This window comes from Haladaptatus cibarius D43, assembly GCF_000710615.1.
Classification (GTDB): Archaea; Halobacteriota; Halobacteria; order Halobacteriales; family Haladaptataceae; genus Haladaptatus; species Haladaptatus cibarius.
Genome location: NZ_JDTH01000002.1, coordinates 1,694,926 through 1,707,431, shown reverse-complemented (window position 1 = coordinate 1,707,431; position 12,506 = coordinate 1,694,926). Strand labels below are relative to the sequence as shown.

General features: G+C 58.1%; 13 protein-coding genes and 2 tRNA genes. 8 read left to right on the top strand and 7 right to left on the bottom strand.

Annotated features, from left to right (window positions below; all coding sequences use genetic code 11):
- Positions 1 to 115: 115 nt before the first annotated feature.
- Positions 116 to 592, top strand: coding sequence for a DUF5790 family protein (locus HL45_RS14080; RefSeq protein ID WP_049971692.1), 477 nt, complete (start codon positions 116 to 118; stop codon positions 590 to 592).
- Between the two features lie 7 nt (positions 593 to 599).
- Here HL45_RS14080 and HL45_RS14075 read toward each other — a convergent pair whose 3' ends face one another.
- Positions 600 to 1,337 (bottom strand): creatininase family protein, encoded by a 738-nt coding sequence (locus HL45_RS14075; protein WP_049971691.1) that lies wholly within the window; start codon positions 1,335 to 1,337, stop codon positions 600 to 602.
- A 123-nt stretch (positions 1,338 to 1,460) separates the two neighbouring features.
- Between HL45_RS14075 and HL45_RS14070 the strand changes: the two genes are divergently transcribed.
- The 4 genes from HL45_RS14070 to HL45_RS14055 all read left to right on the top strand — a co-directional run bounded on the left by HL45_RS14070 (position 1,461) and on the right by HL45_RS14055 (position 5,110).
- Positions 1,461 to 1,775 carry a DUF5789 family protein gene (locus HL45_RS14070; protein WP_049971690.1) on the top strand — a complete coding sequence of 105 codons (315 nt, stop codon included), beginning with the start codon at positions 1,461 to 1,463 and terminating at the stop codon, positions 1,773 to 1,775.
- 208 nt (positions 1,776 to 1,983) lie between these two features.
- Positions 1,984 to 3,486, top strand: a complete 1,503-nt coding sequence (locus tag HL45_RS14065) for an alpha,alpha-trehalose-phosphate synthase (UDP-forming) (protein WP_049971689.1) — start codon at positions 1,984 to 1,986, stop codon at positions 3,484 to 3,486.
- Positions 3,483 to 4,325, top strand: coding sequence for a trehalose-phosphatase (otsB, locus tag HL45_RS14060; protein ID WP_049971688.1), 843 nt, complete (start codon positions 3,483 to 3,485; stop codon positions 4,323 to 4,325). The genes HL45_RS14065 and otsB overlap by 4 nt, the downstream gene beginning before the upstream one ends.
- Before the next feature lie 104 nt (positions 4,326 to 4,429).
- A complete protein-coding gene (locus HL45_RS14055) occupies positions 4,430 to 5,110 on the top strand; it encodes a hypothetical protein (RefSeq protein ID WP_049971687.1) in 681 nt (226 codons plus the stop codon).
- 19 nt (positions 5,111 to 5,129) lie between these two features.
- Here the strand turns inward: HL45_RS14055 and HL45_RS14050 are convergent, their stop codons facing one another.
- Complete coding sequence (locus HL45_RS14050) at positions 5,130 to 7,076, bottom strand: ABC transporter ATP-binding protein (protein ID WP_049971686.1); 1,947 nt, start codon at positions 7,074 to 7,076, stop codon at positions 5,130 to 5,132.
- A gap of 133 nt (positions 7,077 to 7,209) precedes the next feature.
- Positions 7,210 to 7,479, bottom strand: a complete 270-nt coding sequence (locus HL45_RS14045; RefSeq protein WP_049971685.1) for a DUF7538 family protein — start codon at positions 7,477 to 7,479, stop codon at positions 7,210 to 7,212.
- An 85-nt stretch (positions 7,480 to 7,564) separates the two neighbouring features.
- Here HL45_RS14045 and HL45_RS14040 point away from each other — a divergent pair.
- Positions 7,565 to 7,638, top strand: a tRNA-Val gene (locus HL45_RS14040).
- A 331-nt stretch (positions 7,639 to 7,969) separates the two neighbouring features.
- Here the strand turns inward: HL45_RS14040 and HL45_RS14035 are convergent.
- The 4 genes from HL45_RS14035 to HL45_RS14025 form a co-directional block, all read right to left on the bottom strand.
- On the bottom strand, positions 7,970 to 9,013 hold the full coding sequence (locus tag HL45_RS14035; RefSeq protein ID WP_233274781.1) for a hypothetical protein: 1,044 nt from the start codon (positions 9,011 to 9,013) through the stop codon (positions 7,970 to 7,972).
- Between the two features lie 398 nt (positions 9,014 to 9,411).
- Entirely contained in the window at positions 9,412 to 9,549 is a 138-nt protein-coding gene (locus tag HL45_RS20890; protein ID WP_158413703.1) for a DUF7331 family protein, read from the bottom strand.
- Between the two features lie 120 nt (positions 9,550 to 9,669).
- On the bottom strand, positions 9,670 to 10,626 hold the full coding sequence (locus HL45_RS14030) for an alpha/beta fold hydrolase (protein ID WP_049971684.1): 957 nt from the start codon (positions 10,624 to 10,626) through the stop codon (positions 9,670 to 9,672).
- A 1-nt stretch (position 10,627) separates the two neighbouring features.
- On the bottom strand, positions 10,628 to 11,056 hold the full coding sequence (locus HL45_RS14025) for a hypothetical protein (RefSeq protein ID WP_049971683.1): 429 nt from the start codon (positions 11,054 to 11,056) through the stop codon (positions 10,628 to 10,630).
- 334 nt (positions 11,057 to 11,390) lie between these two features.
- On the opposite strand from HL45_RS14025, the gene HL45_RS14020 reads away from it, so the two are divergent.
- A tRNA-Phe gene (locus HL45_RS14020) sits at positions 11,391 to 11,464 on the top strand.
- A 498-nt stretch (positions 11,465 to 11,962) separates the two neighbouring features.
- Positions 11,963 to 12,487 carry a GNAT family N-acetyltransferase gene (locus tag HL45_RS14015; protein ID WP_049971682.1) on the top strand — a complete coding sequence of 175 codons (525 nt, stop codon included), beginning with the start codon at positions 11,963 to 11,965 and terminating at the stop codon, positions 12,485 to 12,487.
- Positions 12,488 to 12,506 lie beyond the last annotated feature (19 nt).

Genomic DNA, 12,506 nt, shown 5'->3' with positions numbered 1-12,506 from the left:
TTGTTCCGGTGCTTTGTGAGATATTGAATCTCGCATAATTTACAAGTATATTCTCTAGCATTCCACTTTCACTTTCGGGTCATCTTTTAAATGCAATCCCGCCGAATCGACAGCTATGAGCCAAGCTTCGTTCGAGGACGAACTGTTCGGTGAAGCGGCGAACGAAATGCGCGAGGATGTCGAAGAACATCTCGCCGCCGCACGCGAGGAACTGCCACCAGTCGAAGCTGTCTGGGAAACCGAGGCGGAAAACACGCTCGGGGCGCTCAACGCGCTTCGCTCCGCGCTGGATGTCGGGGATGCAGAAGACCACCTTCACGACGCGAAAAAGTGGTACGCGATGGGCAAACGCGCCGACGCCTTCGAGGACGCCGACGATTTGGAAACCGAAATCGAGACATTGGACTCGGCGATTGAGGACATCGAGGACGCCCGCGAGCAGGTCGGCGAACTGGCGAGCACGATTCCGAGTTTGAAAGGCGCGCTGGAAGACCTGCACGCGATGGACGACGGTGACGAATCCGAAGACGACGAACAGGACGAAACTGAAGCGGAGGCCGAAGCCGACGAAGAGGAAGAAACCGAGGAATAGAAAATCGCTACCGGTGTTCGGGTCGCCGAACGTCCCGCGACGCCACCGCAGAGAGCAGTTTCACTAGCGACTGTACCGCCAGTTCCAGCAGTTCCTCTCCTCGTTCCTCGCTTCCCTCACTCGGGTCGCCGACGACGCCGTTTTCCGTGAACTCCGCGCTGTCGTAGGCGAGATTCGTGTAGGACACCCACTCGCCCCAGCCGTCGCTCGCGCCTTCTCTGGCCAGTTCGACTCTATCCTCGTGAACCAGTTCACCGCGAGTGTGGCGCAAGAACGCGGTTTCCAGTGGCCCGGCGTGACCCATGTCGCTTCGATGGTCGCCGACCGCTTCGAACCACGTGAACGGAACCGCGTAGGCTTCGTCGTGGCGTGTGATTTTCCCGGTGACTTCGCGGAGCGCGGCGACGTTCCCGCCGTGACCGTTGACGATGACGACGCGATTCCAGCCGTGTTCTGCGAGGCTCGCAACCGTCTCGCGGACGTACCGCCGGAAGGTTTCCTCGGTGACCCAGAGTGTTCCGGTGAATTGGCGGTGTTCTTCGCTCACGCCGACCGGAATCGGCGGGGTGACGACGACGTCGCCGTCGTATGCCTCAGCAGTCGCGTCCGCGACTGCTTCGGCGTTGAGCCAGTCGGTTCCGAGTGGTGCGTGTGGGCCGTGTTGTTCCGTGCTTCCGACGGGAAGAAGCGCGAGGTTCGTCTCGACGTCGTCCGCGTCTGTCCACGTCGCACGAGAGAGATTCATGTCCCATTCATATCGGGGAACGCTCTTGTACCCGCCGGACGCAAGTCGGCGACTTTCATAATCGTTCACGACCGTCCCCGACCTAGCCGGAAGTTCTTACTGTTCTACGGGCGTGAATCCTCCATGGCCGACGAAGACCGCGAAATGGGTGTGGAGTTGGGCGAACTGGCCGACAAACTTGACGAGCACGACTATCCCGCATCGTCGGACGACCTCGTAGAGGAGTACGGCGACTACGAAATCGAATATTCGAACGGTTCCGAGCGATTCGAGGAGGTAATCGGGCCGCTCAACGAAACCTACGAATCTGCGGATGGTGTCCGACAGTCGATACTCAACATGGCCGACAGCGAAGCGGTTGGCCGTCAGCGATACTCCGACCGAGGCGGCACCGAACAGTCGTCGCCGGAAGACGACCCCGACCAACAATCGTTCTGATTCCTCTCGCGGGAGAAAGTACGTCGTTTCTCATATTTGGTTCGATAGGAAGTCATTACTCTAGCGGTAGGCCGTCATTACGACCGTTCACCGAGTCAAACGGAGTTGAACGGACGACTGCCTTATTCCTCGCAGTCTCGCACAGAAGACACCTGATGAGAGGTGAGTACAGACTTGCAGGTTTCCACTGGAACCCGCAACCGAAGCCATGACAGGTGAACGCCCAACCGCCGAGACGGTGTCATCCCTCCTCGGCGACCACGAACTCGTCGTCGCCTCGAACCGCCAACCGTACAGCCACGAACGCGAGGATGGGGAAATCGTCGTCAACCGACCTGCTGGCGGCCTCACGTCCGCACTCGACCCCGTCGTGCAATCCGCCGGGGGAACGTGGGTCGCGTGGGCGAGCGGCGACGCAGACCACGACGTGACCGACGAAAACGGGCGAGTCGGCGTCCCGCCGGAAGACCCGGCCTACGACCTGCGACGCGTATCGCTCACCGAGGAGCAGGTCGAAGGCTACTACTACGGCTACAGCAACCAAGTTCTCTGGCCGATTTGCCACATCGACACGTCGAAGATGAACGCGCGCGCCGATTTCTGGGAACACTACCGTGACGCGAATCGAGCCTTCGCGGACGCCATCGCGGACGAAGCGAGCGACGATTCCCTCGTCTGGTTGCAGGATTACCATCTCGCGCTGGCCCCGCGAATGATACGCGAAACAAACCCCGACGTATTCTGCATGCAGTTCTGGCACATCACGTGGCCATCGTGGGACGCCTTCCAGACGTGTCCACAGTACGAGCAACTGCTGGACGGACTGCTCGCGAACGACCTCGTCGGCTTTCACACCGACCAATACTGCCAGAACTTCCTCGACTGTGCCGCCATGCTTCCCGACGCCCGGGTTGACCGAGCAACCCGGAGCGTCGTCTACAAGGGACGGCGAACGTTCGTCCGGCCGTTCCCGCTCGGTATCGACGCCACGCACCGGCGGCAACTCGCACTGTCGAGCGCGGATACCGGATTCTGGAACGAGTTCCGCGACGAACACGACATCGGCGACACCGTCGCGCTCGGCGTCGAACGACTCGACTACACGAAAGGGATTCCGGAGCGATTGACGGCGCTCGAACAGTTCTGGGAGACGCGCCCCGAGTGGCAAGGAGAACTCACCTACGTCCAGAAGGCGAGCGAAAGCCGAACCCAGATTCCGGAATATCAAGCGATACAGGATTTCGTCGAATCCGAAATCGAGCGCATCAACACCCAGTTCGGCACGAACGACTGGACGCCAATCGTCTATCTCAACGAGTATCTCTCGAAAGACGGTCTTGCGACCCTGTACCGCGAGGCCGACCTCGGCATCGTCAGTCCGCGACGAGACGGAATGAATCTCGTGGCTAAGGAGTTCGTCGCGTCGCAAGTAGACGACCCCGGCGTTCTCCTCTTGAGCGAGTTAACCGGCGCGCACGAGGAACTCGGCGACGAGTCGATTTCAGTGCATCCGCACGATACGCTGGGATTCGCGGACGCAATCGAGACTGCACTGACGCTGCCCGAAACCGAGCGAGCGCACCGGATGAACGACCTCGAACGGCTGGTTCACTCGAACGATGTATATGCGTGGATGACGAAGCAGTTCCGAACGGTCGAATCGATCCAGCGCGGCCGCGACGTTGCGAAACAATCCATCAAACGACAATGACTACCGAGGTTCCGGAACCGCTCCGAACGAATCTGTACGTGCTGGTTAACCGACTCCGTGACACCGACGGCCTGCTTGCGCTGTTCGACTTCGACGGGTCGCTCGCACCCATCGAACAGCGACCGGAGGACGTGGAACTTCCGCCAGCAACCCGCACCGAACTCGAAGCACTCCGCGGAATGGAGAACGTGGAAGTCGGTATCGTCAGCGGTCGCGGCCTCGACGACCTTCGGGAACGAGTCGGCATCGACGGCGTCTCTTACGCTGGCAATCACGGATTGGAATTGTACATCGACGACGAGCGGAACGTCCATCCGGTCGCCGAGGATTCCAAAAAACAGATCGCCGCCCTCTGTGACGAACTCGAAGACGAACTCGCGCCCGTTGACGGCGCGTTCGTGGAGAACAAAGGCGTCACGGCGTCGGTTCACTACCGACTCGTTGCGGACGAGGATGGAGTCTCGACTGTTCGGGAGGCCGTCGAGAATGCGGTGCGAGGGGCGGACGACATTCGCATCACGTCCGGCAAAGCGGTGGTGGAGATGCGACCCGACGTAGAGTGGCACAAGGGGCGAGCGCTTCGATGGCTGTACGACCACCACGTTCCGGATGACGAGACGTGGCTTCCCCTCTACGTCGGCGACGACCGAACCGACGAGGACGCGTTCGAAGTCCTGCCGAAATCCGGACTCGGTATCAAGGTCGGTCGGCAACCGCCGACCGTGGCGAGCTATCGCGTCGCCGACCCGTCGTCAGTGCAGACAATTCTCACGTGGTTGGTGGAGTACGGCGTCGAGTTTCTCGGAACGGAGTCGCTTTCGAACGGAACTCGGAGCTGACGAAACCGTGGGTTTCCCGTCTCGAAAGCCATCGCGGAAGCGACCGAACTGTCTGAACAGTCACGCTGGTTTATTCTCTGTTTGCGAGTAGCACGCGGCAGACCATGGACACAGACGACGAAGAATCCCGACAGCCGGACGAACCGAACGACGAGGAGGTAGAAACCGAACAACGAGAGCGACAGGCAGACGAGGATGAGCGACGAGCGGAGGGCGAAGAACGAGAATCCGGTTCCAAGAAACGGCCGAAGCACGAAGAGCCAGCCCCGTCAGAGTCTCGTACACCACGTCCTCCGGAGCCAGAAGAGCGTCATCCCCCGAAACCGGAAAAGCGGCACCCTCCGGAACCGGAAGGACGACCGCCCGAGGGTGCGCCGGAACATCCTTCTCCGGAGGAGCCTCCGCACCAGTCTTCCCCGCCGTCGCGCCCGCCCCGTCAACAGCGAACGGAAGGGGGACAAACCCCCGAGAAGTCGGAATCGTACAGCGGTCGATACGGAAGCAGGGTGGGCGAGCGCGAAGCAAAAGAGCAATCGCACGAGGTCGAAGGAAAATCGGAGGAACCTCGTTCACGCCGGGACGAAGAGCAGCAAAATCAGCGCGAGTCGGAACCGACCGAAGTGAAAAAGTACGGCGGGCCGCGCGACCCGAACTGGGAACGACGGCGACGATTACAGAAAGCCGAACGCCGAGGAAACGAACGGACGATGGACGTCGCATTCGGCAAACAGCGGGCTGGACGACCGACAAAACGGTATCAGCGTGGACGACAAAAACAGCGGTAAAAACGAGCACCGATAGCCGTCAGTCGTCCGCGTCGGTACGGGCGGTTCTGCGGGCGGCGCGTTCGATGAACTCCTCGGGGAGTTCATCGATTTCACCGGCCTGAACGCCCCAGAGATGGGCGTAGAGGCCATCTTTTTGCAGGAGTTCGTCGTGCGGGCCGCGTTCGACGATTTTCCCGCCTTCGAGAACGACGATTTTCTCCGCATCCTTGATTGTCGAAAGACGGTGCGCGATGGCGAACGTGGTGCGGTCTTCGGTGAGTTTGTCGAGACTGCGCTGGATGAGCATCTCCGTCTCGGTGTCCACGTCGCTGGTTGCCTCGTCCAAGATGAGGATTTCCGGGTCTTTCAGGATTGCACGGGCAATCGAAATCCGCTGACGCTGGCCACCCGAAAGCTTGACTCCGCGTTCGCCGACCTTGGTGTCGTAGCCCTCCGGTAGATTGGTGATGAACTCGTGGGCCTCGGCGGCTTTCGCTGCCTCCTCGATTTCCTCGTCGGAGGCCTCGAAGGTGCCGTACTCGATGTTTTCTTTCACCGTCCCGTAAAACAAGAACGTGTTCTGGCTAACGTAGCCGATGTTTTGGCGAATGCTCGGCAGACTCACGTCGCGGATGTCGGTGCCGTCGATTCGAATCGCACCATCGTCCACGTCGTACATCCGAAGCAGGAGCTTCAGGACGGTCGATTTCCCGGCTCCGGTCGGGCCGACCAACGCGAGGGTGTCGCCGCCTTCGACGGTGAACGAGACGTCTTCTACGATAGTTTCCTCGTCGTAGCCGAAGGTTACGTCATCGTAGACGACCTCGCCGTCGCGGACGACGAGGTCTTCAGCATCGGGTTCTTCACGGATTCGACTCGGTTCGTCCATCAGACCGAAGATTCGGGCGCTGGACGCGTACGCGCGTTGGTACATATTGATGATGGAGCCGAACTGCGCCATCGGCCAAATAAACCGCTGAGTCAGGAGCATGAAGGTGATGAACTGTCCCGCTTCGAGGTCACCCGTGAAGAACCACGGCCCCTCGCCGTTGAACACCCACAGACCGCCGACGATGAACGTCAGGGCGAAGCCCAGTCCTGAAAGTATCTGGAGGGCCGGGAAGAACTTGATTCGCGTAACGATGGCGTCCCAGTTCGCACCGAAATAGTCGTGTGACACGTCGTCCACGCGGTCGGATTCGAACGACTCCGTGTTGCTCGTTTTGATGACCTGAATACCGCCGAGGTTGTTCTCCAATCGGGAGTTCACCTTCCCGACGGAAGAGCGCACGTCGGCATATTTCGGTTGGATAATCTGAATAAACTTGTAGGTGAACAGCGCGATGAGCGGTACTGGCACCAGTGCGACCAGCGCGAGTTGCCAGTTGATGGTGAGTAAGACGGCCGCGATGGCGACGACCATTACGCCCAGTCTGAACGCCGAGTTCATTCCGTCGTTGAGGAATCGCTCCAATCGGTTCACGTCGTTCGAGAGAATGGACATCATCTCCCCGGTCTGTTTGTCGGAGAAGAACTCCATGTCCAACCTCTGCATCTTGTCGTAGGTGTCGGTACGAACCGAGTGCTGAATGTTCTGGGCGAACGAGTTCCATCCCCAGTTTCGTGCCCAGTGGAAGGCCGCACCGACGCCGAACGCGACGGCGACCACGCCGACGGAAAACCAAAACTGTCCTCTGGGTGCCCCCGGCGTGATTTGTGCGGAGAAGCTCTCCGAGAGAAACGGTACTGAAGCGGCGAGTGCCTCCGTATACGGAATTTCTTCCCGAAATAATGCGTCGAGTGCAACACCGAGGATTATCGGCGGGAGGAGATTGAGAATTCGAGCGAAGAGACTGGAGACGACCCCGACGACGAAGGCGAACCGATTTTCGCCCCCGTATTCGAAGAACAGACGCCGCATCGGATTGTCGGCGTTTTCCCGTTGTTCTTCGAACGGGTCGTCTTCGTCTGTGTGTATGCTCATGATACTCATAAATGGGACACCGGATTGATAAGAGTTTCCTACGAACCGAAACACCGTTTCGAAGAAGAACGAAAACCCGGCTTTCGACTGTGTGATTGCCGAGTGAATAACTGTTCTGGGCGATTCACTTCGCTCAGAGGTCGCGGGCTTCGACTTCGGGGTCGATTCCCGCGGCGTCCAAATCCTGTCGAACTCGCTCGCGGAGCGGTTCCGGAACCGTCCCCCTTCCGACTGGAACCGCCACGTCGCCGTCGCCTTTGACTTTCCAGTACAGCACGCAGTGGCTGGGTTCGTAGTATTCGATGCTGTAGTAGTCGTCCGCGCCGCGGTAGTGAACGCGGGCGGCGAACTCGTCTACCTTCCAGCCGTCTTGCTCGCCGAGCGCGGGGAGCGAGTCGTCCATACCTGCGATTTGCTACCGGGTGTGGTAGTCGTTACGAAAACGAGAAAGTAACAGTTATTCCCCCGGAGCAACTTTTCCTGGGTACGGGTTCGTGGTCTAGTTGGTTATGACGCGGCCTTTACAAGGCCGAGGTCGGTGGTTCGAATCCGCCCGAACCCACTGGATTTTTGTGGCACATCACGGTGAGCGAAGCGAACCTCGTGCCACGAAAAGGAAGCGTTCGGGCGGTTCGAGGTAGGCCAGACGCACGGAACGAAGTGAGTACGTCTGGACGTGGTTCGAATCCGCCCGAACCCACTGTTTTGCGACGAACTTCTTCGTGAGTCACAAAACTGTTCCGAGGGCGATTGAACCAGACAAGTCGCACCCCCGGGAGCGAACGTAGTGAGCGACCCGAAACGTCTTGGCGTGGTTCGAATCCACCCGAACCCATGAAATTCTGCGCGATGCAAGGTGACGAGCGGAGCGAGTCACCTGCTCGCTTCCCTATTCACTCCTTCGCGACCTTGAAGAACTCCTGATACCCCACGGAAGCGAGCAGGGCGAGAAACGGAAGCGGATAGAGCCAGTACGCTCGATAGGCGCGCACGAACAGTGGTGCTGTCATTGAGAGCGCAAGGAGTGCGGTTGTTAGTATAGGCGCATTCGTCGAAAGGGCAGGACGTTCGGCGTCTCGTGTGGAGAGTGCCAACTGGGCAACAATCGTCGCGGGGACGATGAGGACGAGATGCTTGAGAGCTTCGCGGTAGAGCGCGTTCATCCAGCGACTCGTGTCGCCGATGAGTGATGGAACGACCGGATTCGTCGTGTACTTCTCCGCGGCCCCGAACGACCAGTAAATCGCGCCGTTGAACGAGGCCTGCCCCCACACTGCGTACACGAGCGCGAACGTGACGGCGACGACGCCGATTCCGGCGATGCTGAACGACGCCAGCCATCTGATGCCCGAATCGCGGTCGAGTTTTCGGAGACGGTCGTAGGCCAGCGCCGGAATGGCGAACACTGCGTGTTGAGAGAAGAGTCCCGCGGCCGCGATAGTCGCGCCGCGTGCCACTGGATGGTGAACCGAGAGTGAGAGGAGGATGCCCGCAATTGCGAACGAACGGACGTTCACGACGGTTCCACCGGCGGCGGGGACGCTCGTCAGGAACAACAGTCCTGCCACCATCCCGACGCGGGAGGCATCGCGCTGTGCGCAGATTCGCCAGAGAAGGATTGCGATGGCGGCGTTTGCGAACCCGACTAAGACGAAAAATACGAGCAGATACTGCCCAGTTGCGGCGACAGCGATATTGAGCAGTTCGAACAGCGGTGGTTTGTTGTCCACCGCTGGCCGCACGTAAATGGGTTTTCCGGCGAGTACCGCCTCCGCGAGCGGACGCCAACAACACCGCACGTCAACGTGGGGTTGCTGCGCGCCGGCTTGAATCCGCATGTACCGGTTCATCGTTTCGAGAACGCCGAGCAGAACGAATGCCGGAACGATGAACGTAGATGACTCAAGCGTTTCTCGTTTCGAGCTAAGTACGTGCATTGGAATGAGAACAGGGTGTGTCAGTTCGAGCAATTCGCACTGAATGCGTCGATGAGTGTACTGCCGTTATTACCTTCCACTCAACTGACTGGATAAATAATTTCTTGTATGGATTCGATAAATGATTGCGTAGAACGTCAAAATACAGGTCGCTTTACTGTTTTCCCCGACGACGAGTTAAAAGAGTAGTTGAGGCTCCGAGCCCTCGGCATCTCTCCGCTTGGATTTTCTAATCAACGCCACTCCACAAATCCACAAAACCAGTTGTTGCTCACCCCATCTCGAATCCGTTATCTCTCCTGAGAATACGTAGTTCATGACTGCTGTCGGCGTTCCAGTGCGACGAACGCTTCTGGAAAATGCAAGGCTAAACCCTCGCCTTCTGGGTTCGGAGGATGTTACGCTTCCCACGAGAGTTCGATACCGGCATCGGACCAAATCCAGGCTTCATCGTTTTCGGGGTCGTAGAACTCGACGCCGCCGTCGATTTCGCGTTCCAAACAATCGCCCCATTCTTCGGTGTTTTCTTGCACCATTGGGTATATCGGGAGTGCAGAACCGTGTAGGTATAAGCTTTCCCCCGCTCGCGGTATTCACCGCTTACCGCGTCGGTGATAGATTTTTGATGAAAGAAATATTTCGTGGTGCGTCGTCGATTACTCCGCCGATTTTTCCCGCGCTGGGGCGGGTGGATGGAGTTCGATTCCGACATCATCGGGCGTGAGAACGCTCGGGAGGTCACCCTCTCGGTCGCCCGTAATGTCCCCGAGAATCTCTTTCAGGTAGGCGTTGAACAGTTCGGGATGCTCGCTCATCGGGAAGTGGCCGATTTGGGCCATCTCGACTGCAACCGCTCCGTCGCCGACACCTTCCGCCGTCTCTTTGCCGTCTTCGGGCGTGGTAAGGTAGTCGTACTCGCCGTTGACGATGTACAGCGGACATTCGTCGGCCTTCACTTGGTCGAGTTTGTCCCGGTAGTCGTGGTCAACCGAGTAGTAGTACAGGTCGCCCTTGAACACGCCATTTGCGCCCTGTTCGTACAGATACATCGTCTCTCGGCGGGTTTCTTCCGGACTCTGCGGTGCCATCAGACCCCAACAGGAGTAGGCGTTCACCTCGGTCGTGTTGACTTCCGGGTGGTCTAACCAGTCGATGTAAAAGCCCGGACTGTGCGCGCCACACTCCAACCCGATGAGGGCTTGGAACCGGTCTGGATACCAGTCGGCCAGTTCGAGCGTGATGTTGCCGCCCATCGACGACCCCATGTAAATCGGGTCTTCGAGTTCGAGCGCGTCGGCAAGTGCGACGAGCGTCTCGGTGAACTGTTTGCCCGTCATCTTGTAATCTTCCTCCCACCACGACTGACTGGTCGGCGGAACCGACTTCCCGTGATACGGGAGGTCGTGTGCGATGACGCGATAGTCCTCGGTTATCTCCTCGTCGGTGAGGAGGTGCCGCCACTCCTGACAGTTGTTGCCAGCAGTGTGCTGACAGAGAATCGGCGTTCCGTCCTCCGGGCCGTTCTCCTCGAAGTAGATTCGGTGGTCTACCCCGCCGATTTCGACGTGGACGTACTTGCCCGTAATCGGTTCGATGGTTCCTTGTTCTGCCATGTTAGCTCCCTCCGTTGTTGTTCGCCACGCGCATCAAATCGAGCGCGCGCTGGAACGGTCGCAGGTTTTGGAATATTTTTTTGTTATCTCCTCGCATCATCAGATGGCCGTCTTCGTTTCTGACTGCACTTCGATAGTGTGATGCAACGATTTCGTGGTTGAACGCAGGCGGCGTCTCTTGAACGAACTCCTCCCACGCCTCGCGGTCGCCTTCGACGCCGAACGACCACCGGTTGTTCAACGCCGGATTCGGCAGTATCTCTTGTACGGTTCCGTTCTGCATTTGGATGAGGAACCGCTCCTCACCGATTTCGACGTAGAAGTTGTCGCTGAATTTGTCGTGACCCCGGACTTGCATCTCCGGGTCGCTATTCACCGTCTCCTTGTAGTTTTCCCACCATTCGTGGCTGGCGAACTCTGTATCGTTCATTGCTCCCCCAAAACACGGAGTCAACAGCGACGATGATAAAAAGTAGCATAATCAATCCGTGGCGTCTCGAGCGGAACAAGCAGTTAGAACATCAATTTTCAACCAGCGACGTTCCGCAGTCGGGACACTCCTCGTCCACCATCGTCACCTGCGCGTCGCACGCAGGACAGAACTCCAAATAGCAGGCGCGTTCTCCCATGCGTACTACTGACATGATACGGCATAAATGGCTTTCGACCGCAGTTTGGAACGCTGTCGCCGTGGTTTCGCCTTCCGGCCGCCCTCCGGCGCATTTCGAAATCCTTTTTTGTCCCATCCCCCTCCGTCCAAACGCGCCGCCTTAGCTCAGACTGGGAGAGCACTCGACTGAAGATCGAGCTGTCCCCGGTTCAAATCCGGGAGGCGGCATGATTCTACGGCTGACAACACGAACGAGCGTAGCGAGTGAGCCGTCAGCCGTGAATCTGCGACCCGACTGCGATTTGAATCAGACAAGTCGCAGCCCGGAAGCGCAGCGGAGCGAGCATCCCGGAACGTCTTGGCGAGGTTCAAATCCGGGAGGCGGCATTTCTGTTGCGAACAACATCGTGAGCAACAGATATGGAATCCGAGCGAATTTTAATTAGACCGAGGTTCTGCGCGAAGAGTAGGTTCTCGGACGTTGTTCAAATCCGGGAGGCGGCATTTCTGTAATTTTGACGTGGCTCGTTTCGCTCACAAGTCAGAATTGTGCTCGTACCCGTGGGTTGAAATCGGGCACGCTATTCCTCACAAAAATCAATGCCAGTATCGCATATCTGGCTTTTTCGAGGAGGATGACCGCGTCCACTGTCATCAGATAGGATATCGGAGAGAGCGAGCAAAAACGGTTTGATACACTGACTACTAGACAGAAATACGTAGCTCATGGATTTTACCACCTCCATCGTCCGGACAGAAATTCACGGACACGAAACCGAACTTCGCAACCTCCTTCGAGAATATTTCACCAGAGCCAACGAACAAGGGCAAGAATGGTTCGATGACGACGATTTCGGTGCGAGCGTCGAGGAAATCGTAACGGGTGACCTTAACAGACTCGAATCGGCGACTATCACGGAACCGCTCTTCCTCGCGTTTCTCGACGACGAAATCGCGGGCTCGGTGCAGCTAAAGCAACTAGACGAAACGACTGCCGAGGTGAAGCGACTGTACGTGAAACCAGCCTACAGAGGCGAAGGACTCGGCCGAAAACTCATGGAAGCGATGCGCAGAGAAGCGGACGCAGACGGGTACGAAACACTCCGATTGGGCGTATCGCCATTTCACGAGAAGGCACAGTCATTGTACCGTGACCTCGGATTCGAGTTTACGGAACCATACGACGGAACGCAAGCACCGCCAACGATTCGAGAAAATTGGAACTTCATGAAGCTCTCGCTCTCAGATTGACCGGCCCGCAACTGGCAAA